This is a genomic window from Bacillus sp. N5-665 (assembly GCF_022637375.2).
Classification (GTDB): Bacteria; Bacillota; Bacilli; order Bacillales; family Bacillaceae_G; genus Bacillus_A; species Bacillus_A wiedmannii.
This window is the reverse complement of the sequence record NZ_CP093325.1, coordinates 918,691-943,591: the sequence shown is the minus strand read 5'-3', so window position 1 is coordinate 943,591 and position 24,901 is coordinate 918,691. Positions and strand designations below refer to the sequence as shown.

Genomic DNA, 24,901 nt, shown 5'->3' with positions numbered 1-24,901 from the left:
GCCATCCTCTTTTATTTTACTTTCTCTGTTAAAGGCAAGATAAATACTTCCACACGTCTATTCTTTGCCTTTCCTTCTTGTGTATCGTTTGGAGCAATCGAACGGTATTCTCCGTAACCAATCGCACTAAATTTTTCTGGTTGTAATTCTTTATTTTGCAGTAATACTTGCATAAAATTAACTGCCCGCTGCGTACTTAATTCCCAGTTCGACGCAAACTGCGCATTGGCAATAGGGACATTATCCGTATGACCCGATACTGTAATTTCACGAGGTGACGCTGAAACAAGTAAGCTAGACATCTCTTTTGCAATCCCTAAAGATTCTAATTTCACATCTGCTTTCCCCGAATCAAACAGTATATTCTCTAATATTGTCACCATTAATCCCTTTTCAGTTAATTTAGTTTGAAAAGAAGAGGATAATTGTTTTTCATTAATATATTGATCAATCTTTTTTTGTAATGCTTTCAATTCATCCATCTCTTTTTTTTCTTTCGCTCTAGCTTCTTCTTGTTTTTTTGCTTGTTCTGCCTCAAGGCTACTTGCTGATAATTCTTTTTCATCATTTGGCTTTTGATCACTTAAAAATTCTTTGTTACCTGTTCCACCGGCTAATTCACTTCGAAAAGCAACTGCCATCTGTTTAAACTTCGCAGCATCTATACTACTCATTGCGAATAAAACGATGAACAATGCAAATAACAACGTTAACATATCAGAATATGGAATTAACCAAGTTTCGTCGATATGCTCATCATGTTTTTTCTTTTTGCCTCTTCTATTTTTCTTACTCCGCATTTTTTTCTGCTCCTTTTTCTAGCTTTTTACGCTCAGTTGCAGAAAGTGAACCTAAAATGCGGTTCTTCATAATAAACGGATATGTACCTTCTTGTAACATTAATAAACAATCAATGATTAAACGTTTTTTCTCGATTTCAGCTGCAGATTTTTGTTTTAACTTATTTGCAAATGGATGCCATAATACATAACCTGAAAAAATACCAAAAATCGTTGCAATAAACGCACCTGAAATAGCATGTCCTAACTTTTCAATATCAGTTAAATTACCAAGCGCAGCTACAAGACCAATAACAGCACCTAAAACCCCTAATGTCGGTGCATATGTACCAGCTTGAGAAAAAATTGCTGCTCCTTTTGCATGCCTTTCTTCAATTGCTTCTAATTCAGCTTCTAAAATCTGCTCTAAATCTTCTGCGGATACGCCATCAATCACAAATTTCATACCACGCAAAAGAAATTCATCTTGAATTTTGTCTAATTGTTGCTCTAAAGACAAAATACCGTATTTTCTACTTTCTGATGTCCAATGAACAAATAATTCTAGCAACTGTTCATAACTTAAATCCTTTTTATTTGAACCAAAAAGAACTTTAAATAATTTTGGAACCCTTTTTAGTTGATTCATCGGAAATGCTATACATACTGCAGCAAATGTACCGATAAAAATAATTAATGCTGCGGCAGGATTCAATAAGGCATTTACGTCAGCGCCCTTGACGACCATCCCTACTACCACTGCTACAAATCCTAAAATAAGTCCAATAATTGTTGCAAAATCCATTCCCATTCACTCCTAGTCTATACAAGAAGTTCTTTATTCTCGATAATCGCTACATCTTCTTATGTATATATATTACATAAAAAATTCATTTCATGAAAGATAAGAAATGAATTAAATGAAAAAATACTACAATTTCACACATTTTCTGACATTTTCTTTGCATTTCTATTACGTTACGACTCTTATATTTCTTTTTCAGTAAACTAGACTTATAATAAAAAACGATACATATTTTATTAAGAAAGGACTGTGATTACAAGGTATCATGAAAAAGATAATCATTATTTCTGCCACTACTATTGTAATCGGTATCACTTCTTTCGCTTACTTTAGTTCTAAACCACCACTACAAAATGAGGCGAAAGCTGTCGAAAGTCAACAGCATAGTAATCACCAAAAAGAAGAGATTCCTGCTTTTCCAAAAGCTGATCATACTGCAAAGAAGCTAGAAAATGATTTTTCCGTTGTAACAAATCCAGAGTCTAATCTTGTCTTAGTTAATAAACATCGAAAACTACCAGACGGATACACACCTGAAGACTTAACAAGACCAAACGTACCATTTACTAGTCCAAAAGATAAAGAAAAAACGCTACTGCGTAAAGATGCTGCAGATGCGCTTGAAAATATGTTTGAAGCGGCAAAGAAAGAAGGACTTGAACTTACAGCTGTATCTGGTTATCGTTCATACAAACGCCAAAAATCATTACATGATACATACGTTAGACGTCAAGGAAAAGCTGAAGCTGATTCAGTAAGTGCCATTCCTGGTACGAGTGAACATCAAACTGGTTTAGCAATGGATATTAGTTCAAAATCTGCTAAATTCCAATTAGAGCCTATTTTTGGAGAGACAGCCGAAGGAAAATGGGTTGCAAAACATGCCCATGAATTTGGCTTTGTCATTCGTTATTTAGAAGATAAAACAGAAACAACAGAATATTCATATGAACCGTGGCATTTGCGCTACGTTGGTAATCCATACGCTACATACATATATAAACATCATTTAACATTAGAAGAAGCAATGAAAGACAAAAAATAAGAGAGCAAATTGCTCTCTTATTTTTCTTTCACTCTATCATTGTAGTAATTTTTTCTTCCATTCTTCAGGCCACGGTTCGCCTTTTCCCGTTTTTTTCGATGCTTGAACCATCATTCCACGACCGACTAAACAAGCTTCTCCTTCTGCATTCTTCACCATATAATGCAAATCTAAAGAAGAATTCCCAACCGATCCCGCTTTTACATATACCTTCAACTGTTCATCAAAATATATTTGCTTAATAAAATTACATTGTAAATCTGCAACAACGATCATCGTTTCTGAAGATTCATGCGTCCATTCTTGCATAAATCCAAGTTCTTTAAACAATGCGATACGTGCTTCTTCAAAATAGGTAAAGGCAACGACATTATTTACATGCCCAAACATATCTACTTCACCAAAACGAACTTTTACAGGATTGTAAAATGAAAAACCACTTTCCCATCTCTCAAAGTCTTCAATATAAGAAATCCTCTTCATTGTTCCCTCTCCTTTTCGCCTTCAAAATAAACAGAATAAACAGAAAAATAAAGTTATAAATATTGCCTCTTCAACATGAAGAGGCAATATTTATTAATAGTTATTGTCGCTACCAAAGAAATCTTTGAACGATTGAATTGTTGTATCACGGTTTAATGCCGCAATTGAAGTTGTTAATGGAATACCCTTTGGACATGATTGCACACAGTTTTGAGAGTTACCACAGTTTGCAAGTCCTCCATCTCCCATAATTGCACGTAAGCGATCTGCTTTATGCATTTCACCCGTTGGATGTGAGTTGAATAAACGAGCTTGTGATAACGGTGCTGGTCCAATAAAGTCAGATTTACTATTTACGTTTGGACATGATTCTAAGCAAACACCACATGTCATACATTTTGAAAGCTCATAAGCCCATTGACGTTTCTTCTCAGGCATTCTTGGCCCTGGTCCTAAGTCATACGTACCATCAATTGGAATCCAAGCTTTAACGCGTTTTAGAGCGTTAAACATGCGACTACGGTCAACTTGTAAGTCACGTACCACTGGGAATGTCTTCATCGGCTTTAAGCGAATTGGTTGTTCTAACTGATCAATAAGAGCTGTACATGATTGACGTGGTTTTCCGTTAATCACCATCGAACATGCGCCACATACTTCCTCTAGACAGTTCATATCCCATGCAATCGGAGTCGTCTGGTTTCCTTTTGAATCAACAGGATTACGACGAATTTCCATCAGTGCCGAAATAATGTTCATATTTGGACGATATGGAATTTCAAACTCTTGGTCAAACTCTTGTGCATCTGGTCCATCTTGTCTCGTAATGATGAGGCGGATTGTTTTCTCAGACATGTTGCTTATCCCCCTTCTCTTCACCCTTAGCAGCTACATCATGTTTTGAAGAATAGTCACGTTTACGTGGTTTAATTAATGAAACATCCACTTCTTCGTAATGGAATGCTGGTGCATTTCCTTCTCCTTCAAATTTCGCCATCGTAGTTTTTAAGAAGTTTGCATCATCACGATTTGGGAATTCAGGTTTGTAATGCGCCCCGCGGCTCTCATTACGGTTATATGCTCCAATTGTAATAACACGTGCTAATTCAAACATATTTGCAAGTTGGCGTGTAAATGAAGCACCTTGGTTACTCCATCTCGCTGTATCGTTAATGTTAATGCGTTTGTAACGCGCCATTAACTCTTCAATTTTCGCATCAGTTTCTAGTAGCTTTTTATTTTCACGAACTACTGTAACGTTATCTGTCATCCATTCTCCAAGCTCTTTATGAAGAACATATGCATTTTCGTTACCATCAAGCGTTAAAATATTGTTAAATTTCTCTGTTTCGATTAATTCATTTTGCTCATATACAGTAGATGAAACAGCATCAGACGATTTAGAAAGACCTTTCATATACTCAATCGCGTTCGGTCCTGCTACCATACCACCGTAAATTGCTGATAATAGTGAGTTCGCACCAAGGCGGTTACCACCGTGCATAGAATAATCACACTCACCTGCTGCAAATAAACCTGGAATACTTGTCATCTGCTTATAATCAACCCATAGTCCGCCCATTGAATAGTGAACTGCTGGGAAGATTTTCATTGGTAGTTTACGAGGATCATCACCTGTAAACTTCTCATAGATTTCAATAATTCCACCAAGTTTAATATCTAGTTCTTTCGGATCTTTATGAGAAAGATCTAAGTACACCATGTTTTCACCGTTAATACCTAGTTTTTGCTCTACGCAAACGTCAAAGATTTCACGCGTTGCAATATCACGAGGTACAAGGTTTCCGTAAGCCGGATATTTTTCTTCTAGGAAGTACCATGGTTTACCATCTTTATATGTCCAAACACGGCCACCTTCACCACGTGCCGATTCACTCATAAGACGTAATTTATCGTCTCCAGGAATTGCCGTTGGATGAATTTGAATGAACTCGCCGTTTGCATAATATGCGCCTTGTTGATATACAGCAGAAGCTGCTGTACCTGTATTAATAATAGAGTTAGTTGATTTTCCAAAGATGATACCAGGGCCCCCTGTTGCCATAATCACGGCATCAGCTTGGAAACTTTTAATCTCCATTGTTTGTAAGTCTTGTGCAACGATTCCTCGGCACACACCTTCGTCATCAACAACAGCTCGTAAGAAATCCCAACCTTCATATTTCGTTACAAGTCCTGCTACTTCGTGACGACGTACTTGCTCATCTAATGCGTATAGTAATTGCTGTCCAGTTGTTGCACCAGCAAATGCTGTACGGTGATGTTGCGTTCCACCAAAACGACGGAAATCAAGAAGTCCTTCTTCCGTACGGTTGAACATAACACCCATACGGTCCATTAAATGAATGATACCAGGTGCTGCTTCACACATTGCTTTAACTGGCGGTTGGTTCGCTAAGAAGTCCCCACCATAAATTGTATCGTCAAAGTGGATCCATGGAGAATCCCCTTCACCTTTCGTATTTACGGCACCGTTAATTCCACCTTGGGCACATACAGAATGTGAACGTTTTACTGGTACTAAAGAAAATAGTTCAACATTTACTCCTGCTTCTGCCGCTTTAATCGTTGCCATTAAGCCGGCCAAGCCACCGCCGACTACTATAAGTTTCCCTTTCATGCTCTCCCACTCCTTACTGGTTTGCTAGCTGTGGATCGATGAACGCTAATAATGCACTCACACCTACATAGGATAGACCTAAGAAAATAGCTAATGTTACATAAGTAGAGATTCTTTGTGAACGTGGAGATACTGTAATTCCCCAGCTTATGCAGAATGTCCATAGTCCATTTGCAAAGTGGAAAATTGTTGAAACAACACCAACTAAGTAGAATCCAAACATAGCTGGATTGTTTAAAATATCTGCCATCATATCATAGTTTACCTCTTTACCTAACAATGCTTGAATACGAGTTTCCCAGACGTGCCAAGAAATGAAAATCAGTGTAACGATACCTGAAATTCGTTGGAAGACGAACATCCAGTTACGGAAATAACCGTAAGATACCGCATTGTTCTTAGCTGTAAATGCAATATATAAGCCATATATAGCATGGTACAGTATAGGTAAAAAGATGATGAAAATTTCTAGCGCATACCGGAATGGAAGGAGCTCCATAAAGCCTGCAGCTTTGTTAAAAGCCTCTGCTCCTCTTGTTGCAAAGTTGTTTACAATTAGATGTTGCGTCAAAAAGACACCAACCGGGATGACCCCCATTAATGAGTGCCACTTACGAAACGTATACTCGCGGCCTTTCATGTCCCCATTACCCCCTTGAATGTTTGACTGCTGTTTTCAGATTAATTTACAACAATAATGTTTTTTCACTATTGGCATAAGAAAAACTGAAAAAATTATTCGAAATATTTCAGCATAATTTGATAACAAGTTCATTTTACCCCTATTTTTGTCGAAGCGTCAAGAAAACGTATACATAATTTGCATATAATTTGCCAATTCTTTTTCCCTTCTTATATATTCAGATTTCCCCAAAGAAAAATCTGTTTTTATAAACGAGAAATGTTATATAATAATCCCTATAGAAAGAGGGGAATATTGTGAGTAAAAATACAATCGATACAACATCTTTAGAAGATGTTTCATTGAACGCCTTCGCTTATGAATTGCTACGTGAAGAATTACTACCTGATTTAATCGGTAACGATTTAGATGGTATTTTATACTGGTCTGGTAGAAACCTTGCAAGAAAATATCCACTAGAAACAATTGAAGAAGTCATTCAGTTCTTTGAAAAAGCTGGCTGGGGCACTTTAAGCATTATTGAACATAAGCGTCGTGAAATGCAGTTCCAACTTAAAGGCACACTCATCGCTGAACGTCAAAAACAAAACAGACATTCTTCTTATCAATTAGAAGCTGGATTCATCGCTGAACAAATTCAAAAGCAACGAAACGTCGTTGCAGAGTCCTATGAAGAAAAGAAAAAACGTTCAGACTCTATTACATTTCTTGTGAAATGGGATATAAAAGATCTCATTGAAGTGTAGCTTTACCTACAGTCAACTAGACATATAAGTTTAGTTGACTTTTTTGTATTTTCATTCAGTTAGGTTTATTTTAAATCTTCAGAAATTATACCAGAAAATAGAAGACGTTGTAAACTACAACGTCTTCTTATCCGCTAAATAAGTATAAATCGTCTCTGCGACATTTTTCGGCATACCCGCTTCGACAAATTCAGCTAAAGAAGCTTCTTTCATCTTCTTTAATGAACCAAAATGTTTTAACAATACCTTTTTCCGTTTATCACCGATTCCTGGAATATCATCCAGTGCTGATTGAATAACAGATTTCCCGTGTAATTGGCGATGAAATGTAATCGCAAATCGATGCACTTCATCTTGAATGCGCTGCAATAAATAAAATTCTTGGCTATTTCGCTCAAGCATCACAGGTTCAGGTGGATCTCCAATAATTAAATGGGAGGTTTTATGTTTGTCATCTTTTACAAGCCCTGCCATCGGAATATATAAACCGAGTTCGTTTTCTAGAACATCACTTACAGCTGCCAGATGACCTTTTCCACCATCAATAATGATTAAATCTGGTAAAGGCAAACGCTCTTTCAGTGCCCTTGTATAACGGCGTCTCACAACTTCTCTCATAGACTCATAATCATCTGGTCCTTGAACCGTTTTAATTTTATATTTCCTATATTCTTTCTTAGCTGGTTTCCCATCGATAAAAGCAATCATTGCAGAAACAGGATTTGTCCCTTGAATATTTGAGTTATCAAACGCCTCAATACGATAAGGTGTTTCAATCCCGAGCTGCTTCCCTAAATGATCTACCGCTTTAATCGTTCGCTCTTCATCACGTTCAATTAAGTAGAATTTCTCTTCAAGAGCAATCTTCGCATTTTTATTTGCTAATTCTACAAGATCTTTTTTCTTACCACGTTTCGGCTGTGTCGCTTCAACTTCTAAAAAGCGCTCTACTAACTCTGAGTCTATACTCCCTGGAACGACAATTTCCTTCGGCTTAAAATGACTGCTGTTCTCATAAAATTGACCGATAAACGTTAAAAATCCCTCTTCTGGTTCATCGTAGATTGGAAACATAGAAACATCACGTTCAATTAGCTTTCCTTTTCGAACGAAGAAAACTTGAACACACATCCATCCTTTATCAACTGCATACCCAAACACATCACGATCCACTAAGTCACTCATAATCATCTTTTGTTTTTCCATAATCGCATCGATATGAGCAATTTGATCACGCAACTCTTTTGCACGTTCAAATTCTAGTTTCTCTGAAGCTTCATACATCTTTGTTTCTAATTCTGAACGAACTTCTTTATGCCCACCATTTAGAAACTTAATAATTTCATCTACAATTTCTTTGTTTTGTTCTTCCGTCACTTCTTTCACACAAGGCGCTAAACATTGACCCATATGATAATATAAACAAACTTTATCGGGCATATTTGAGCACTTACGAAGCGGATACATACGATCTAGCAGCTTTTTCGTTTCATGAGCTGATTGTGCATTCGGATAAGGACCAAAATACTTTCCCTTATCCTTTTTTACATTTCGCGTAATAAGTAATCGCGGCTGTTTCTCAGCTGTAATTTTAATAAAAGGATATGTTTTATCATCTTTTAATTGAATATTATATTTTGGATCATGTTTTTTTATTAAGTTTAACTCTAAAATGAGAGCCTCTAGATTTGAGGAGGTTACAATATATTCAAAATCTACAATTTCTCCTACAAGCCGCAGTGTTTTTCCATCATGCGAACCAGTAAAGTACGAGCGCACACGATTTTTAAGCACTTTTGCCTTTCCGACATATATAACCGTTCCTTGCTTATCTTTCATTAAATAACAACCAGGTTGATCTGGTAAAATAGCCAATTTTTCTTTTAAATGTTCGTGCACTCGTTACCCTCCATTTCTACATGCTTAGCATCTTTATTTTCACATGAAAACATACTATGCCAAAACACCCAACATACGTTCCTTTATTGTAACGGAAAGGTGTAAAAAAGGAAAATAAAAAAGGCTACCAAATGGTAGCCCTTTATTTTAGAAGTGTTTAGAAACTAATTCTACTAACGCTTCTTTCGGTTTGTAACCTAACGCTTGATCAACTACTTTACCGTCTTTTAATACGAAAAGAGCTGGAATGCTCATTACTTCGAATTGACGAGCAGTTTCTTGGTTTTCATCCACGTCTACTTTTACTACTTTTACTTTTTCGCCTAATTCTGCATCAATTTCCTCTAATACAGGAGCGATCATTTTACAAGGTCCACACCAAGGTGCCCAGAAATCTAATAATACAACACCTTCGCTAGTTTCAGCTGCGAAGCTTTGGTCATTTGCATTTACAATTGCCATTTTATTTCCTCCTTCAAGTATATTCTACCAAGAGTATATCATTAACTTATATACGTGGCGAATAATATGTATCGTTATGTATTGTAACAAAAAAGTGTTCCTTTATACTATATAAAAATACGGATTAAATACTAAAAAGATGAGAGACAGGGGATCTCTCACCTTTTCTATATATAGGGGTACTTCACTTGGAACTCAAGGGTACTCAAATCATGAATGTACTTTTAACTTTTTAAACTCTTCTGTTAAAAGAGGTAAGACTTCAAATAGATCGCCAACAATACCATAGTCAGCTACTTTGAAGATACTTGCTTCTGGGTCTTTATTAATCGCAACGATTATTTTTGAGTTAGACATACCAGCTAAATGCTGAATCGCACCAGAAATACCGCATGCAATGTATAAGTCTGGCGTAACAACTTTACCAGTTTGACCAATTTGCAATGAGTAATCGCAATACTCAGCGTCACAAGCACCACGAGATGCTCCAACAGCGCCGCCTAATACGTCAGCTAACTCTTTTAATGGCTTGAATCCTTCTTCACTCTTCACACCGCGTCCACCAGCGATAATAACTTTCGCTTCAGAAAGGTCAACACCTTCTGCCGTCTTACGGACGACATCTTGAATAATTGTACGTAAATCTTTCACATCTACTGTAATAGAAGACACGTCACCACTGCGAGACTCATCTTTTTCAAGCGTCGCAATGTTATTTGGACGCACTGTCGCAAATAAGATACCGTCTGTTACAATCTTCTTCTCAAACGCTTTACCAGAGTAAATTGGACGAGTAAAGATAACATTTCCACCTTCAACATCTAAAGCAGTTACGTCAGAAACTAGACCAGCTTCAAGCTTCGCTGCTAATTTTGGTGATAAATCTTTACCAAGTGCTGTATGTCCAAATACAATACCTTCTGGCTTTTCTTCAGCATATACAGCTGAAAATGCTTGTGCATAACCATCAGATGTATATGATTTTAATTTATCATTTTCAACTGTCACAACGCGATCTGCACCGTAATGAATCAATTCATTTGCAAAAGAGGCAACGCTGTCTCCAACTAGAAGACCTACTACTTCACCGCCTTCTGCAATTGTTTTTGCTGCTGCTACCGCTTCAAACGAAACGTTACGTAGCGATCCATCACGAACCTCACCCATTACTAATACTTTACGAGCCATAGATTTTCCCTCCTGCATATATAATTTCGTATTTTATTAGATTACTTTCGCTTCTGTATGGAGCAACGATACAAGTTCTTTTACTTGATCTTGCAGCTCGCCTTGTAACACTTTTCCTGCATCTTTCTTAGGAGGCAAATAGATTTCAATTGTTTTTGTCTTTGCTTCCACATCATCTTCTTCTAAATCTAAATCATCTAATTCTACTTCTTCTAGTGGCTTTTTCTTCGCTTTCATAATACCTGGAAGCGATGGATAACGAGGTTCATTTAAACCTTGTTGTGCTGTTACTAAAACTGGTAATGAAGTTTCAATCACTTCCGTATCACCTTCAACATCACGCTCAATCTTCACGTTTGTACCGTCAATTTCAAGTTTTGTAATTGTCGTTACGTACGGAATATTTAACGCTTCTGCTACGCGTGGACCAACTTGTCCAGATGCACCATCAATTGCAACGTTCCCGCCTAAAATTAAATCTGCATCTTTATCTTTTAAATATTCAGCAAGTACTTTTGCTGTCGTGAACTGGTCACCATTTTCCACATCATCTTCAATATTAATTAATACAGCTTTATCGCAGCCCATCGCTAATGCCGTACGAAGTTCTTTCTCACTATCTTCGCCACCGACTGTTACAACAGTAACTTCGCCACCTTGTGCGTCTCTTACTTGAATTGCTTCTTCAATCGCATATTCGTCGTAAGGGTTGATGATGAATTCCGCTTCGCCATCGTAAATTGCACCGTTTTTAATTACGATTTTTTCTTCTGTATCAAATGTTCGTTTCATGAGTACGTAGATGTTCATTCCATTTACCCCCTTGTTTTTCAGAAAGATTCTATCAATTTTAATTTTCTGTTAATTTATATTAAAAAAATAATTGAACTACCTGCCACTAAATGAAGGCTTACGTTTTTCTAAAAACGCTGCTACACCTTCTCTTCCATCTTCACCCGTAAATACTTCACCAAAGATTTGAGCTTCGCGTTGTACACCTTCATAATAATGAGACGATTTCGTCGTTTGCAATAACTCTAGTACAGCACGAGTCGTCGCTGGGCTTTTTCCAGCAATCTGTTTTGCAACTTTAAGCGTATCATCTAAAAATGTTTCTTCAGCAAAAACTCCGTTAACAAGTCCCCATTTTAATGCTTCTGCACCAGTAATCGGTGTACTTGTTAACATCATTTCACAAGCTTTCGCTTTCCCAACATAACGTGGTAGTCGCTGTGTACCTGCAAATCCAGGGATTAATCCAAGTGTTAATTCAGGTAAACCAAGTTTTGCACTTTCAGTTGCAAAGCGCATGTGGCAAGACATAGCAAACTCAAGGCCGCCGCCAAGTGCCGCTCCATGAATTGCCGCGATAACTGGTTTTGAACATTTTTCAACACGCTCAAACGTAACTTGTCCAAGCTGCGCTAATTCTGTCGCTTGCTTCGCTTCAGTAACAGATGTAAATTCTTTAATATCTGCTCCCGCCGAGAAGAAGCGCCCTTCACCGTGAATAACAACAACACGAATGTTATCATCTTTCTCCACTTGATCAATTAATTCAGTAACATCATGCATAACTTGTGAAGACATCGCGTTGGCTGGCGCATGATTTAACGTCGCCACCGCGATATGATCTTCAACTCTTACAGATAGGAATTTCAACATGATCCCTCCCATTATTGACGATAACCACAAGCTGCAATAAGTAGCCCATGTACCGTTTTTGAAAGTGCGACCAGATCATACTTATGATCGCTCATTACCCAATTGGTCACAACTTCATCTACTGTTCCAAAGATCATTTGTCTTGCCACGCGAACATTTAAATCCGCTTGGAATTCACCTTGCTTTATACCTGTCTCTAAAATCTCATCCATAACTTGTAAGTAGCCTTTTAATACTTCATTTATTTTCAGGCGTAAGTCTTGATTGGACTGTCTTAGCTCTAATTGCGTAACGATAGCAAGAGGATCATTTTGTGATAACAGCAAGAAGTGCGTTTCTACCAACATGAATAACTTCGATACAGCGCTTTCAATTCCTGCTGTTTTTTGACGAATTGTTTCGACAAAATCTCCCATCTTCTCTTGAAATAAGGATATTAATATATCTTCTTTATTTTTAAAATATAAATAAATCGTGCCATCAGCTACCCCAGCTTGCTTTGCTATTTTAGAAACTTGCGCTTGGTGGTACCCATTCTCCGCAATCACAATGACTGCCGCATCAATAATTTGATTGTATTTCGGTCTATTTTTTTTCACTTTACTGTCCCCTTCAAGAAGATGACTGAATGAATAGTCATTCATATTCTTATAATACTGACTATTTAGAAAAGTGTCAATCCTATTTTTTCAAAAAGAAAGGGCCTTAGCCCGTTTGCTCATCCTCATTTTTTCTTTTCTCTTCATCTATTAGGACACGGCGTAAAATTTTTCCGACTGTCGTTTTCGGCAGTTCATCTCTAAACTCATATACTTTCGGCACTTTATAAGCCGCTAAATATTTACGCGCAAACTGGTTTAATTCTTCCTCAGAACACTCCGCACCTTCTTTTAACACAACAAATGCTTTAACTGTCTCTCCCCTGTACGGATCGGGAACTCCAATCGTCACCACTTCTTGCACTTTTTCATGCTCATATAATACTTCTTCTACTTCACGAGGATACACATTAAATCCACTCGCAACAATCATATCTTTCTTACGATCTTTCACATAGAAAAATCCATCTTCATCCATGTAACCAACATCACCTGTATGAAGCCATCCGTCTTGTAATACAGCTGCTGTTTCTTCTGGCTTATTCCAATACCCTTTCATAATTTGAGGTCCCTTTACAACAATTTCACCAAGTTCACCCGGAGGTAAAGCCTCTCCAGTTTCAAGTGACATAATGTTTGCCTCTGTATCTGGCCACGGCACACCAATACTTCCTGGCACGCGTTTTTCCCACAAAAAATTCCCATGTGTAACTGGCGACGACTCCGTTAATCCATAACCTTCTACCAATTTTCCACCTGTAACTCTCTCAAACTCTTCCTGTACTTCTACAGGAAGCGGGGCAGATCCACTAATACAAGCTTGAATAGAAGAAATATCATATTCTTTTAAGAGGGGACTATTTAATAGAGCAATATAAATGGTCGGTGCCCCTGGAAATAGTGTGACTTTATGTTTTTTTATCGCTTCAAAAACCATTTTCATATCAAACTTCGGAATCAGCACCATTTTATATCCTTGCATAATACTTAAATTCATTACAGCTGTCATCCCATACACATGAAAGAACGGAAGGACACCAAGAATTACTTCTTCTCCTTCTTTACAATTATATAGCCAATGAGCTCCCATTAAAGTGTTCGAAACAAGGTTTTTATGCGTCAACATAACGCCTTTCGGAAATCCAGTTGTTCCTCCTGTGTACTGTAAAAGAGCTAGATCATTTTCAGGATCACAAGGCACTTCAACATTAACATTACTTTCTCGTTCTACTGATTTCCATAGATGAATCGTTTCGCTTTCCGACACATTCACAACAAGATTTTCCTGCTTTTTTTGTACAAATGGATAAAGTAAATTTTTAGGGAAGGGTAAAAAGTCCGCAATCCGAGTTACGATAATATGTTCAATTTTTGTAGCAGATTGAACATTCGTTACTCTCGGAAACACTAAATCGAGACAAAGAATTACTTTTGCTCCCGAGTCATGAAGCTGGTATTCTAATTCTCTTTCTGTATATAGTGGATTTGTTTGTACTACGATACCTCCCGCAAGTAATGTACCATAATAACCAATTACAGATTGCGGACAGTTCGGCAACATAATAGCAACTCGATCACCCTTTTCCACACCGAGCTTTTGAAGATAATTTGCAAACCTCTTCACCTTATCGTGGAAGTCTGAAAATGTAATATCCTTCCCTAAAAAGTGAAGCGCTTTCTTTTCTGGATAACGGGAAGCCACCTGTTCCACATATCCATGAAGCGGCTGAATATCATAAGAAATCGTACTTGGAATTTCTTCTGGATAACTTTTCAACCATGGTTTTTCCACCTTCATTCCCCCTTCAAATACATAAAAATAAATGAATGTTCATTCATGATGGTTGTTTTCATTATATTATAGTCGCCATAACGTTACAATCATAATATTCTGACTTTTATATAACTATGCTTCACTCCATTAACTTCTTATTATATGTATAAACTCTCCTAATCTTAAAAGAATAAAAGAGTTATTATTTAGCTCAACCTTATTATCGTTAACACAGCTCCTGGTGTAGTTGTTGATAACGTTGCAACAGCTAACAAACCAAATAGTTGCAAACTAATGGCACTTCCAGCCGCAAGAGTCGTAATAATTGTTGCACTAAATGATGTAGTTGCCAACGCAGGAGAATTGATCGTTCCAGCAAGAGGTGCACCATTAATTGTAATCCGCGAACTGACTAATAATGAAGCCGTTATATTAATCGTATATGAAATATAATAATTCCCAGCATTTGCAGCCGTAAATACTGTATTTCCCCCGGACACCGTAATTCCCGGACCGATATTCTGATTGTTTGGAAGTGGGACATTTGTTCCACCGAGAAGTACCGATATTGCTGAACCTGACGTATTATTTGCAAAAGCGTATGTTGCCGTTATACTTGTGCCAGTTGCCCCCGTGTCTCCTGTTGGACCTGTTACTCCTGTTATTCCTGTTGCTCCCGTCGGACCCGTTGAACCTGTTACTCCTGTTATTCCTGTTGCTCCCGTCGGACCCGTTGAACCTGTTATTCCCGTCGCTCCTGTTGGACCTGTTGCCCCTGTTATTCCCGTCGCTCCTGTTGGACCTGTTGCCCCTGTTATTCCCGTCGCTCCTGTTGGACCTGTTGCCCCTGTTATTCCCGTCGCTCCTGTTGGACCTGTGTCACCTGTTGGGCCCGTTGCTCCCGTCGAACCTGTGTCACCTGTTGGACCCGTCGGACCTGTTGGGCCAAGCTTAGGAACTGTCCCATCACAACTAAAACAGCATGAATCAACATGTACACTATTTTGATTATTACACCCACAATATCCATTTATATTATTGCTCCATGAAGACATGTTGATCACTTCCTTTACATTCGATCTTTTAAGTACAATCACCGAATTAGAAAACACCTATCTAAATAACAAAGAAATACTTTACCTAGTGGATAAACACAGATTTATTCCATACATTCTAGTAATTATTACATGCGATTCGCTCTCCTTTTGCTTGTACTTTCGCCCCATCTCCACAGATTATTAACCATATACATTACACTTTCGTACACAGCCAAGTTCCCATTTAAACTCTCCCATATTCACCAATTTTTTTAGTAAAGAGTCTTATTCTTCATAAATAGCGACTATAATATATAAAAATCCGTATAATTTGTTGTTTTTCGTCAAAATTTTAAAAAAATATTGACACTTAAAATATCCTCATAGTATGATTTTGGTGTTGTAATTGATAACCATTTTCACTTATGGCGCTAATTACAAAAAATACTTAATTTGGGGGCAGAAGATGAAGAGAATTCTCAGTATTTTCATAGTAGTTCTTCTATTCGCTGTTGGATGTGGACAGCAAAAAGAGGAGAAAAAAGAAACAAAGACAGACGATAAGAAACAAGCTATAACAATTAAACACGCTGAAGGGGAAACAAAGTTAGATAAACCAGCGAAAAAAATTGTTGTACTTGAGTGGGTATATTCAGAAGACTTATTAGCGCTTGGTGTTCAGCCAGTAGGGATGGCAGACATTAAGAATTATAATAAATGGGTAAATACAGCAACAAAACCAGGTAAAGATGTTGTCGATGTAGGAACACGTCAACAACCAAACTTAGAAGAAATTAGCCGTCTAAAACCAGATTTAATTATCACAGCTTCATTCCGTAGTAAAGCTATTAAAAACGAATTAGAGCAAATCGCTCCTACAGTTATGTTCGATCCATCAACAAGCAATAACGATCACTTTGCTGAAATGACAGAAACATTTAAACAAATTGCAAAAGCAGTCGGAAAAGAAGAAGAAGGTAAAAAAGTATTAGCTGATATGGATAAAGCATTTGCTGATGCAAAAGCAAAAATTGAAAAAGCAGACTTAAAAGATAAAAACATCGCAATGGTACAAGCATTTACAGCCAAAAACGTACCAACATTCCGTATATTGACTGATAATTCTACAGCTTTACAAGTTACAAAAAAATTAGGTTTAACAAACACTTTTGAAGCTGGGAAATCAGAGGCAGATGGTTTCAAACAAACAACTGTAGAATCATTACAAAGTGTACAAGATTCAAACTTCATTTACATTGTAGCGGATGATGATAACATTTTTGACACGCAACTAAAAGGTAACCCTGCTTGGGAAGGATTAAATTTTAAAAAAGAAGACAGAATGTATAAATTAAAAGGCGACACTTGGATTTTCGGTGGTCCTGAGTCTGCAAAATCTTTAGCAACACAAGTAGCAGATGTAATGACAGCGAAGAAGTGATTACACGATGAATAGCTTACAACATACACTTCGAGCAAGTCTTGTATTCGGAGGAGGAGCAGCTCTCTTGCTCCTCCTTTTCTTTATTCATATCGGACAAGGTCAAGCAAACATTTCCTATAGTATGATTATTGATGCTCTTATCTCACCGAACCAATCACTAGAGCATCAAACTTTAATCATGCTTCGATTACCTAGAGCTGTAATTGCCATTTTAGCTGGCGGTGCTCTTGCTGCATCTGGGGTCATTTTACAAACGTTAACGAAAAATCCACTTGCTGAATCCAGTACAATGGGTATTCACTCTGGTGCATATTTCTTTCTAGTAGCAGCTACAATTTTCTTACCGAAAGGTTTGCAAATTAACTCACTTCTTTTCACATTTATCGGCGGTGCTATTACTGCTTTATTTGTATACCGTATTTCTGGTGGAAAAAAGGGAACCCCACTTAGAATGGCACTAGCTGGTATGGTCGTTACATTAATGCTTTCTGCCTTTACCGGAACGATGCAGCTTTTCTATGAAAATGAAACAGCTGGTTTATTTTTATGGGGAGCTGGATCTCTTATTCAAAATAACTGGGATGGCGTTCAATTCGCTTTTCCATTTATCATTATTTCTTTCCTAGTTTTACTATTTATGTCTCGTAAACTCAACATTCTCTTACTTGGTGATGATGTTGCTGTTTCTCTTGGTGAAAAAACAGCAGTAACACGTCTTATCGCCTTCATTGCTGCGATCTTTTTAACAGCAGTAATTGTAACTGTTGTTGGACCAATTGGATTTGTCGGCTTAGTTGCACCACATTTAATGCGTCTTATTGGCTACCGTCAACACTTTACTCTCCTTCTCTCTTCTTTCTTATGGGGAGCTGTACTATTACTTGGAGCTGATGTCGTTGGTAGACTAATAGATCCAACTGGGGCTGAACTTCCTGTCGGAGCAGTCACGGCAATGATTGGATCACCTTGGCTTATTTATTTAGTGTATCGAATGATGAAATCGAAACAATATATGAATGATAACGGCGCAAATGCAGCTGGAGCTAGTTCTCGCTATTACTCTTATAAAAAGGTAATCATTATCTCTATCACACTTTGCATTGTGACGATTGCTCTTGGTGTTACAATCGGTAGTAACGCTTATATCGAAAGTATTAAAAATGTTATATCAGGACAATTAACACAATTTGATAAAAATATGATGATGAACCTTCGTTTACCAAGAATGCTCGTTGCTGCTATTGCTGGCGCATGCCTTGCAATAAGCGGGCTTGTTTTCCAAGGTATATTACGAAACCCACTCGCCGATCCTTCTATTATTGGTATTTCATCGGGAGCTGGTGTTGGTGCTTTAACTATTATGTATGTCTTTCCCGCACTTCCTGGTTTCTTCCTACCAATTGGTGCATTTATCGGCGGACTACTTGCAGTTGGAATTGTCCTCTTCTTCTCATGGAAATCAGGATTTAGCCCAACAGCCCTTGCTTTAATAGGAATTGGTATTTCAGCTCTTTGCTCAGCGATTATTCAGATCTTTATCGTTAGAGCAAATTTGAACGTTGCTGCTGCTTTAACATGGCTATCAGGTAGCACGTATGCAAGAGGATGGAATCACTTAGAAAATATCATTCTATATCCATCGCTAATTCTTGTGTTCATTATCTTTTTCTTAATAAAACAACTTGATGTTCTCGTACTTGGAGACGATTTAGCAACGGGACTCGGGCAACCAGTAAATAAAACGCGCCTTGCTCTCATTGTGTTAGCAACACTACTTGCATCTGTAAATATCGCAGCTGTCGGTACGATTGCCTTTCTAGGTCTTGTTGCACCACACTTAGCACGAATCGTCGTTGGTATGAATCATCAAAGATTATTCGTTTGCTCCGCACTATTTGGAGCAATCCTTCTTTCCATTGCTGATTTACTCGGACGAACAATTGCATACCCGAAAGAAATCCCTTCTGGCCTTGTCGTTGCTGTACTTGGAGCACCTTATTTCTTATGGTTGATGAGGAAGAATGGGAAGAAGGTTGGTTAAAAAAAGAGGCTTCTTAATATGAGAAGCCTCTTTTTTATTCGTTCTGATAGGTTAAAAGGAAACTATCTTTTTTTCACGAATGTAACCTATGAACATAACTAGGAGGGATAAATATGTACCAAACTATTGAAGGCTTCTTGCAATCATGGACATACGAGGCTGAGTCTACTCAAAAGATGCTCGATGCATTAACCGATGAATCTTTATCACAAGAAATTGCACCTGGACACTGGACGTTAGGCAGAGTTGCTTGGCATATCGTGACGGCAATTCCTGTTATACTATCTGGCACAGGGCTTAAGTTTGAAGGAGAAACGAAAGATTATCCTGTTCCACCTTCTGCAACAACAATTGCTGATCAATACCGTAAAGTGAATGTAGCTTTTGTTGAAGCTCTTCAAGGCGAATGGACAGATAAAGACTTAGCTACTATTAATGACTTCTTTGGTCGTCCTATGCCGAATTTTATATTTTTAATGACACTCATTAATCATCAAAATCACCATCGTGGACAAATGACGGTTTTAATGCGACAAGCTGGCTTAACAGTCCCTGGCGTATATGGTCCTGCAAAAGAAGAATGGGCTGCAGCTGGAATGGAAGCTCCTAAAATGTAACAACAAAAAAGGACAAGGTGTTTACACATCTTGTCTTTTTCTGTAACTTGTTTCATGTGAAACTATTTTCTACTAAATGGTATTTTATGAGAAAATACGTTAAGATAAATTCATATTAATTGGAGGGAACTAAATTGAATACAAAAAACAAAAAAATAACAATAAGAACTCTCTTATTAACTTCTATCATTGGCGTTATCGGTGTATCTCCTTATTTCACAAGTTATGGTACCCCTTGGGGAAAACAAACAGCAATTGCTGAATCAAAAGAGTATATTACAAAATACTTTAATCTAGATGCAAAAGTCAAAAATACTTCTTACGATTCTAAAATGAATAGCTATGCAATCGCCTTTGAAACAATTGAAGATGGAGAATTTACTATCGAATATAAAGGTCCTAATAACTTTAACATTTCTCCAGGAGTACAAGAGTATTTAAGCAAACACTATAATTTTACAGAGTAGTAACGAAGCATACATATACAAAAAAGAGTTGGTATAACGCCAACTCTTTTTTTATTCTTGTCATACTGTTATATCTTCCTTCTCTATATTTTTAATTCCGTAATATGCAATCGCAGCTCCAATCGCTGCAAATGTGAATTGAAGAGGAAGAAACGTCGCTATAGGAAATATGGGCTGGTTATTAATTGCGATTAATACAACGATAATAGAAGAAACGATTGTAGTCGGCACTGAACGTTTACGCATTCCGAAATATAGAGGAATTAAGCTTATTCCTGCCGTGGCAATGGCTAAAGGAATAAGATTTATCCCTTCTTGAATCAATTGATCTACTGTGAATGAATTAGGAAGAATTGAAAAATAACTATCTATCCCAAAGAAAATTCCTACTACTAAAATGTTCGATACAATAACTGTTATAAATGTTAATGTTGCTGTAATGGCCAACTTACTAACCATCATTTTCTTTCGGTTAATGGGATAAGAAAACATGAGTAATATTGTTTTGTTTTTATATTCATCAATTATTAGTTTCGCTATGAGTACACCACCAAAAATAATGAATGTTGCTCGTACTAATGTACTAGCCATCAACAACATTGTCTGTGGATCCCTTATTTCCGGATCACCTTCTACTTGAGCAACGATGCTCGTAAAGATCATTAATGCCAGTATAGCGATATTTGTAATAACTGCCCCTTTCACATACCAGCCAAGCTTAAACTTTTTCAATTCTAGCTTCATAAGACGTAGCATAATAGTCCTCCTTTCATTTTAAATTTAATCGATATAAATCGCCCCTGTTTTACTTAAAATCTTCACTTCGTTTTTTGCATCACCGATGGTTCCTTCTTTTATCTTTTCTGTATTTTTATCTTTCTTAAGTCCTTTTAAATCTATCATTATGTCAGTCGAATTACTTTTGGCCGTAAGTTTCAATGAAGCTGGGACATCTTTATACCTTACGCCAATGTCGCCTGATTTTGTTTCTATAAATAATGATTGTCCTTCTGTCATATCTTTCAATAATACTTCCCCAGATGTTGAAGTGATGTTCATATTTTCATTTTTTTATATTTTTCACATAATTATCACCAGTAGTAGAAGTTATATTTACTTCTTGTAATGAACTATCTTTTAACATTAAATCTCCACTTTCGAATGTGAACTCCCCCTTATCTGCCGATAGTCCTACAATCATTTCATCTCCAGACTTGCCTTTTGTCACAATACTTTTTACTACTATATCGCTTATTTTCACATCACCCGCTTTATTATTTAATACAATTTTATCTATTTCTTTCTTCGGAATAGCTATAGATATACTATTTTTCTTCCTAAACGTAAAACCATTAAAGAATCTGTTCATCCTTTGCTTTTGCTTAATCACAACTTTATTTCCTTCATGTTCTATTTCGACGGGATCTAGATTGTTATCTGCTCGTTGACCTTGAGCGAAAATCACTATTTTGTTAGCGTCTGTACTTTTAAATTCAATATCCCAGTTTTCATTGTCCACTTCTATTTCTTTTATATGATTTATCTCAAAAGACTTTTCTTTCTTAAAATCTTTCCCCTGAAATGTCTTAAAACCAAAAACCACACTAGCAATTGTAATTAATAATATTGCAATTACTATTATTTTTTTCACCATTCATACCCCAGTTCGTTTTTGTTTTAGGCTTGCTTCACGCCACATCGATCTTGTCGATTTTACGAAACGATAGATAACTAATGAAAATCCCTAATAAACAGAGCACTATTGGGATAGCTATAAAATCAAACATACTTACTTGATTGCTTTCAGCCCCAACGTTACCACTAATCAGCATACCAATTATTACTGCCGAAGTAATCGTTGTCGGTGTTGATTTCTTTCTCATCCCAAAAAATAAAGGAATTAAACTTATACCAGATATCATAAATGCACTTATAATAGTAGCTGGAACGATAGCTATTATTTCGCCTATCGTAGCAGGTGTTTCAATCAGTCCCATCATTGGACTCACAAAATATACGAGCAAACTAATAATAAAAGTAGCGATAATCGTGCTCACAAAACAAAAACAAAAAACAATTGTTAATTTCGCTCTCATTAACATTTTCCTTTGCAGTGGGTACATAAATGATAGTTGTATCGTTTTGTTCTTATACTCATCAATTACTAAACGTGATAAAATGACCGAACTAAAAATAATGAATGTTATTCTAATAAAAATATTTGCTAAAGCCATGTTCTGTGTGAAGTCAGAGAAGAGCACGGCTCCCTCGGCTTTCATTCCCAATGCCATAAGGCTTACTGCAGCGAAAATTGCTATAATACAAATTGCTACACTTTTAAAGTAACTAGATAATCGATGCTTTTTCCACTCAAGCTTCATTAATCTAAGCATACAAACCACTCCTCCATTCTTTATATAACTATCTCTACGCTGCTAACATTCTAATTCCAGCAGTAACGAAGCTTAACATTCCTATTACTATTAGAATTAATAACCATTTCCGCTCAGGTTTTCTATAATATAAAATCCCACTTAGGAACATTACGATCAATCCACTTAGTAGATTCACTAACAATCCATTAAGCATGAATGCCCTCTCCATCCATTACATTTAAGAAATATTCCTCTAAGGAACTATGTTTCTTATTAATACTTTCAATTTCCACATCATTCATAATAAGTGCTTTTGAAATAGCTTGCTGCGTCACCTTTAATTCGTACACACGAATCATGTTTCCACTCATTATTTTGTAATTTTTTATACCGAGTTTATCTTCTAAAATATAAGCTGCACGCTTCACATCAGGAACAGTAATTTCAATGTACTCTGTTTGTTTTCCGTTAATACTCTTCATTGAAACTTCTTTTATTAGTTTTCCATTTTGAATTACACCAATTGTATCCGCCATTAGTTCCATCTCGCCTAAAATATGACTAGAAACTAATAACGTAATACCATATTCTTTGCAGAGCATTTTAAATAAGTCTCGTAATTCTTTAATACCAATTGGATCTAAACCGTTAATCGGTTCATCTAAAATGAGTAATTCTGGCTTTGTCATGATTGCTCTTGCAATACCCAGTCGTTGCTTCATACCTAATGAAAAATCTTTTACTTTTTTATCATCTATACCGTGCAGTTTCACTAAATGTAAAGCATGATCAATTGCGCTCTTGTCGTAATACCCCATATATTCACAATGTAATTCTAGGTTTTCCTTCGCCGTTAATTTATCATAAAAGATTGGATATTCGATAATTGTCCCCATGCGCTTTAACAATTCATAAGATGTATCCGTTAACTTCTCACCAAAAATTTCAATATCACCGCTCGTCGGTTTTATTAAATTTGTGATCATTTTCATAATCGTTGTTTTACCTGCACCATTCGGTCCTAAGAAACCGTATATCTCTCCTTTTTTTACATGCATGTTAACGCTAGAAATAACTTCTTTCCCTTTAAACACTTTCGTTAGCTGATTCGTTTTTAATATATATGTCATGTCATTTTCTCCTTTCGCACTACTTTATATTTCTATAATAGACAACGGAAATCTCTTTTTTCTTACCCGTTCCTTACAAATTCCTTACGCTGAAAAAAAGCTTGTAGAATTTACTTCTCTACAAGCTAAAACAGCATCTTTTTTAATACAACTGTAAAAATTGTTTTTTCATACGGCTTACTAGAAAGATGTATTTCTCCGTCCATCGCTTCCACAAGCCTTTTCGTAATCGTTAATCCTAGACCGCTTCCTTGATACAATCTATTTCTTGAATCTTCAAGTGTGTACATACGCTCAAACACTTTATCAATATGAGATTCATCAATTCCTTTTCCTGTATCCCATACATCTATATACACACTCGTTTCATCGTCTCTTAATGTCATCCCAAGTGTCTTTCCATCGTCTCCATATGTAATTGCATTTGATATTAAATTATTTAATACTCTACCTAATACTTCTACATTTCCAAGTGCATATATATTTCTTTCTGGTATATCAATATGAACTTGAAATCCTTTCGTCGTCACTAAATCATAAAAAGACAAAATCTTCTCCCGACAAACTTCATTCATATTTACTTTTGTCATCTCGATTGCCTTGTCACCAGACTCTAGTTTTGCCAAATCAAAAAACTTATGAATCAGTTCCATTACTTCTAGTGTTTTTACATGCACCTTTTCAAGTAATGTTTGCTGTTCTTCTTTATTTATCGTTTTATCCTTATTTAACATTTCTGTATATCCAAGAATAACTGTTAGTGGTGTCTTTAAATCATGTGAAATATTTGAAAGCATTTTTCTCATCGAAATTTCTACTTTTGCATGATCCGCATTCGTTTTCTGTTTTGCATCTAATAGTTGATTAATTGCCACTAATAATTTTTGCAATTCTAGATCATCTGTCATAACGAGTAACTTCTCGCCTGTTTGTCCATTTACAATGCTCTCTAACTTTTCATATGTGTATCGTAAATTTTTGCTACTATTTTTTCTCATTTTATATTGTATATAAATGACACATAACAATATAAAAATAAGAGCCATTAATAAATTGACCAT

25 protein-coding genes and 1 pseudogene are annotated in these 24,901 nt (G+C 36.6%); 6 read left to right on the top strand and 20 right to left on the bottom strand.

Annotated elements, in window-relative coordinates:
- Positions 1 to 11: 11 nt before the first annotated feature.
- Both motB and motA read right to left on the bottom strand, forming a co-directional pair.
- On the bottom strand, positions 12 to 800 hold the full coding sequence (motB, locus tag MNO09_RS07280) for a flagellar motor protein MotB (protein ID WP_001256734.1): 789 nt from the start codon (positions 798 to 800) through the stop codon (positions 12 to 14).
- On the bottom strand, positions 790 to 1,584 hold the full coding sequence (motA, locus tag MNO09_RS07275) for a flagellar motor stator protein MotA (RefSeq protein ID WP_000344854.1): 795 nt from the start codon (positions 1,582 to 1,584) through the stop codon (positions 790 to 792). The genes motB and motA overlap by 11 nt, the downstream gene beginning before the upstream one ends.
- Before the next feature lie 265 nt (positions 1,585 to 1,849).
- Between motA and MNO09_RS07270 the strand changes: the two genes are divergently transcribed.
- The gene (locus MNO09_RS07270; protein WP_000720204.1) at positions 1,850 to 2,629 is read left to right on the top strand and encodes a M15 family metallopeptidase; all 780 of its coding nucleotides are present in this window, start codon (positions 1,850 to 1,852) and stop codon (positions 2,627 to 2,629) included.
- 36 nt (positions 2,630 to 2,665) lie between these two features.
- Here the strand turns inward: MNO09_RS07270 and MNO09_RS07265 are convergent, their stop codons facing one another.
- From MNO09_RS07265 to sdhC, 4 genes are all read right to left on the bottom strand, one after another.
- Positions 2,666 to 3,112 carry an acyl-CoA thioesterase gene (locus tag MNO09_RS07265; RefSeq protein WP_000822749.1) on the bottom strand — a complete coding sequence of 149 codons (447 nt, stop codon included), beginning with the start codon at positions 3,110 to 3,112 and terminating at the stop codon, positions 2,666 to 2,668.
- Between the two features lie 93 nt (positions 3,113 to 3,205).
- Positions 3,206 to 3,967, bottom strand: coding sequence for a succinate dehydrogenase iron-sulfur subunit (gene sdhB, locus MNO09_RS07260; protein ID WP_001291830.1), 762 nt, complete (start codon positions 3,965 to 3,967; stop codon positions 3,206 to 3,208).
- Positions 3,960 to 5,753, bottom strand: coding sequence for a succinate dehydrogenase flavoprotein subunit (gene sdhA, locus MNO09_RS07255; RefSeq protein ID WP_000676749.1), 1,794 nt, complete (start codon positions 5,751 to 5,753; stop codon positions 3,960 to 3,962). The genes sdhB and sdhA overlap by 8 nt, the downstream gene beginning before the upstream one ends.
- A gap of 13 nt (positions 5,754 to 5,766) precedes the next feature.
- Complete coding sequence (gene sdhC, locus MNO09_RS07250; protein ID WP_088107389.1) at positions 5,767 to 6,393, bottom strand: succinate dehydrogenase cytochrome B558; 627 nt, start codon at positions 6,391 to 6,393, stop codon at positions 5,767 to 5,769.
- 299 nt (positions 6,394 to 6,692) lie between these two features.
- Between sdhC and MNO09_RS07245 the strand changes: the two genes are divergently transcribed.
- Positions 6,693 to 7,142: a YslB family protein gene (locus MNO09_RS07245; RefSeq protein WP_000042225.1), complete on the top strand. Its 450-nt coding sequence runs from the start codon at positions 6,693 to 6,695 to the stop codon at positions 7,140 to 7,142.
- A gap of 114 nt (positions 7,143 to 7,256) precedes the next feature.
- Here the strand turns inward: MNO09_RS07245 and uvrC are convergent, their stop codons facing one another.
- From uvrC to MNO09_RS07205, 8 genes are all read right to left on the bottom strand, one after another.
- Positions 7,257 to 9,041 (bottom strand): excinuclease ABC subunit C, encoded by a 1,785-nt coding sequence (gene uvrC / locus MNO09_RS07240; protein WP_000544266.1) that lies wholly within the window; start codon positions 9,039 to 9,041, stop codon positions 7,257 to 7,259.
- A 147-nt stretch (positions 9,042 to 9,188) separates the two neighbouring features.
- Complete coding sequence (trxA, locus tag MNO09_RS07235; RefSeq protein ID WP_001018943.1) at positions 9,189 to 9,503, bottom strand: thioredoxin; 315 nt, start codon at positions 9,501 to 9,503, stop codon at positions 9,189 to 9,191.
- Between the two features lie 210 nt (positions 9,504 to 9,713).
- Positions 9,714 to 10,691, bottom strand: coding sequence for an electron transfer flavoprotein subunit alpha (gene etfA, locus MNO09_RS07230; RefSeq protein ID WP_000101967.1), 978 nt, complete (start codon positions 10,689 to 10,691; stop codon positions 9,714 to 9,716).
- Positions 10,692 to 10,727: 36 nt separating this feature from the next.
- Positions 10,728 to 11,501 carry an electron transfer flavoprotein subunit beta gene (gene etfB / locus MNO09_RS07225; RefSeq protein ID WP_001029031.1) on the bottom strand — a complete coding sequence of 258 codons (774 nt, stop codon included), beginning with the start codon at positions 11,499 to 11,501 and terminating at the stop codon, positions 10,728 to 10,730.
- 78 nt (positions 11,502 to 11,579) lie between these two features.
- Positions 11,580 to 12,356, bottom strand: coding sequence for an enoyl-CoA hydratase (locus MNO09_RS07220; RefSeq protein ID WP_000911294.1), 777 nt, complete (start codon positions 12,354 to 12,356; stop codon positions 11,580 to 11,582).
- 11 nt (positions 12,357 to 12,367) lie between these two features.
- Positions 12,368 to 12,955 (bottom strand): fatty acid metabolism transcriptional regulator FadR, encoded by a 588-nt coding sequence (gene fadR / locus MNO09_RS07215; RefSeq protein WP_000742213.1) that lies wholly within the window; start codon positions 12,953 to 12,955, stop codon positions 12,368 to 12,370.
- Positions 12,956 to 13,061: 106 nt separating this feature from the next.
- A complete protein-coding gene (locus MNO09_RS07210; protein ID WP_117616430.1) occupies positions 13,062 to 14,747 on the bottom strand; it encodes a long-chain-fatty-acid--CoA ligase in 1,686 nt (561 codons plus the stop codon).
- Positions 14,748 to 14,935: 188 nt separating this feature from the next.
- Positions 14,936 to 15,784 (bottom strand): BclA C-terminal domain-containing protein, encoded by an 849-nt coding sequence (locus MNO09_RS07205; protein ID WP_241950103.1) that lies wholly within the window; start codon positions 15,782 to 15,784, stop codon positions 14,936 to 14,938.
- Positions 15,785 to 16,232: 448 nt separating this feature from the next.
- Between MNO09_RS07205 and fpuA the strand changes: the two genes are divergently transcribed.
- From fpuA to MNO09_RS07185, 4 genes are all read left to right on the top strand, one after another.
- Positions 16,233 to 17,207: a petrobactin ABC transporter substrate-binding protein FpuA gene (gene fpuA, locus MNO09_RS07200; RefSeq protein WP_000821936.1), complete on the top strand. Its 975-nt coding sequence runs from the start codon at positions 16,233 to 16,235 to the stop codon at positions 17,205 to 17,207.
- A gap of 7 nt (positions 17,208 to 17,214) precedes the next feature.
- Positions 17,215 to 19,251, top strand: coding sequence for a Fe(3+)-hydroxamate ABC transporter permease FhuB (gene fhuB / locus MNO09_RS07195; RefSeq protein ID WP_001087097.1), 2,037 nt, complete (start codon positions 17,215 to 17,217; stop codon positions 19,249 to 19,251).
- A gap of 113 nt (positions 19,252 to 19,364) precedes the next feature.
- Entirely contained in the window at positions 19,365 to 19,868 is a 504-nt protein-coding gene (locus MNO09_RS07190) for a DinB family protein (RefSeq protein WP_000284969.1), read from the top strand.
- A gap of 134 nt (positions 19,869 to 20,002) precedes the next feature.
- Positions 20,003 to 20,335, top strand: coding sequence for a YfjL-like protein (locus tag MNO09_RS07185; protein ID WP_088107391.1), 333 nt, complete (start codon positions 20,003 to 20,005; stop codon positions 20,333 to 20,335).
- A gap of 60 nt (positions 20,336 to 20,395) precedes the next feature.
- Here MNO09_RS07185 and MNO09_RS07180 read toward each other — a convergent pair whose 3' ends face one another.
- The 6 genes and pseudogenes from MNO09_RS07180 to MNO09_RS07155 form a co-directional block, all read right to left on the bottom strand.
- Complete coding sequence (locus MNO09_RS07180) at positions 20,396 to 21,091, bottom strand: ABC transporter permease (RefSeq protein ID WP_000945190.1); 696 nt, start codon at positions 21,089 to 21,091, stop codon at positions 20,396 to 20,398.
- Between the two features lie 24 nt (positions 21,092 to 21,115).
- A pseudogene (locus tag MNO09_RS07175) lies at positions 21,116 to 21,989 on the bottom strand (DUF4097 family beta strand repeat-containing protein).
- Positions 21,990 to 22,023: 34 nt separating this feature from the next.
- On the bottom strand, positions 22,024 to 22,728 hold the full coding sequence (locus tag MNO09_RS07170; RefSeq protein ID WP_000945222.1) for an ABC transporter permease: 705 nt from the start codon (positions 22,726 to 22,728) through the stop codon (positions 22,024 to 22,026).
- 34 nt (positions 22,729 to 22,762) lie between these two features.
- The gene (locus tag MNO09_RS07165; RefSeq protein ID WP_165690484.1) at positions 22,763 to 22,924 is read right to left on the bottom strand and encodes a hypothetical protein; all 162 of its coding nucleotides are present in this window, start codon (positions 22,922 to 22,924) and stop codon (positions 22,763 to 22,765) included.
- Positions 22,917 to 23,840 (bottom strand): ABC transporter ATP-binding protein, encoded by a 924-nt coding sequence (locus MNO09_RS07160; RefSeq protein WP_000221080.1) that lies wholly within the window; start codon positions 23,838 to 23,840, stop codon positions 22,917 to 22,919. Before MNO09_RS07160 ends, MNO09_RS07165 begins: the two co-directional genes overlap by 8 nt.
- Positions 23,841 to 23,965: 125 nt before the next feature.
- Positions 23,966 to 24,901, bottom strand: coding sequence for a HAMP domain-containing histidine kinase (locus tag MNO09_RS07155; RefSeq protein ID WP_000247695.1), 936 nt, complete (start codon positions 24,899 to 24,901; stop codon positions 23,966 to 23,968).

Excerpts from the sequence above, each read along its gene's own strand:
- motB (WP_001256734.1), bottom strand. The coding sequence starts at position 800 with ATGCGGAGTAAGAAAAATAGAAGAGGCAAAAAGAAAAAACATGATGAG.
- motA (WP_000344854.1), bottom strand. The coding sequence starts at position 1,584 with ATGGATTTTGCAACAATTATTGGACTTATTTTAGGATTTGTAGCAGTG.
- MNO09_RS07270 (WP_000720204.1), top strand. The coding sequence starts at position 1,850 with ATGAAAAAGATAATCATTATTTCTGCCACTACTATTGTAATCGGTATC.
- MNO09_RS07265 (WP_000822749.1), bottom strand. The coding sequence starts at position 3,112 with ATGAAGAGGATTTCTTATATTGAAGACTTTGAGAGATGGGAAAGTGGT.
- sdhB (WP_001291830.1), bottom strand. The coding sequence starts at position 3,967 with ATGTCTGAGAAAACAATCCGCCTCATCATTACGAGACAAGATGGACCA.
- sdhA (WP_000676749.1), bottom strand. The coding sequence starts at position 5,753 with ATGAAAGGGAAACTTATAGTAGTCGGCGGTGGCTTGGCCGGCTTAATG.
- sdhC (WP_088107389.1), bottom strand. The coding sequence starts at position 6,393 with ATGAAAGGCCGCGAGTATACGTTTCGTAAGTGGCACTCATTAATGGGG.
- trxA (WP_001018943.1), bottom strand. The coding sequence starts at position 9,503 with ATGGCAATTGTAAATGCAAATGACCAAAGCTTCGCAGCTGAAACTAGC.
- etfA (WP_000101967.1), bottom strand. The coding sequence starts at position 10,691 with ATGGCTCGTAAAGTATTAGTAATGGGTGAGGTTCGTGATGGATCGCTA.
- etfB (WP_001029031.1), bottom strand. The coding sequence starts at position 11,501 with ATGAACATCTACGTACTCATGAAACGAACATTTGATACAGAAGAAAAA.
- MNO09_RS07220 (WP_000911294.1), bottom strand. The coding sequence starts at position 12,356 with ATGTTGAAATTCCTATCTGTAAGAGTTGAAGATCATATCGCGGTGGCG.
- MNO09_RS07205 (WP_241950103.1), bottom strand. The coding sequence starts at position 15,784 with ATGTCTTCATGGAGCAATAATATAAATGGATATTGTGGGTGTAATAAT.
- fpuA (WP_000821936.1), top strand. The coding sequence starts at position 16,233 with ATGAAGAGAATTCTCAGTATTTTCATAGTAGTTCTTCTATTCGCTGTT.
- fhuB (WP_001087097.1), top strand. The coding sequence starts at position 17,215 with ATGAATAGCTTACAACATACACTTCGAGCAAGTCTTGTATTCGGAGGA.
- MNO09_RS07190 (WP_000284969.1), top strand. The coding sequence starts at position 19,365 with ATGTACCAAACTATTGAAGGCTTCTTGCAATCATGGACATACGAGGCT.
- MNO09_RS07180 (WP_000945190.1), bottom strand. The coding sequence starts at position 21,091 with ATGCTACGTCTTATGAAGCTAGAATTGAAAAAGTTTAAGCTTGGCTGG.
- MNO09_RS07170 (WP_000945222.1), bottom strand. The coding sequence starts at position 22,728 with ATGCTTAGATTAATGAAGCTTGAGTGGAAAAAGCATCGATTATCTAGT.
- MNO09_RS07165 (WP_165690484.1), bottom strand. The coding sequence starts at position 22,924 with ATGCTTAATGGATTGTTAGTGAATCTACTAAGTGGATTGATCGTAATG.
- MNO09_RS07160 (WP_000221080.1), bottom strand. The coding sequence starts at position 23,840 with ATGACATATATATTAAAAACGAATCAGCTAACGAAAGTGTTTAAAGGG.
- MNO09_RS07155 (WP_000247695.1), bottom strand. The coding sequence starts at position 24,901 with ATGGTCAATTTATTAATGGCTCTTATTTTTATATTGTTATGTGTCATT.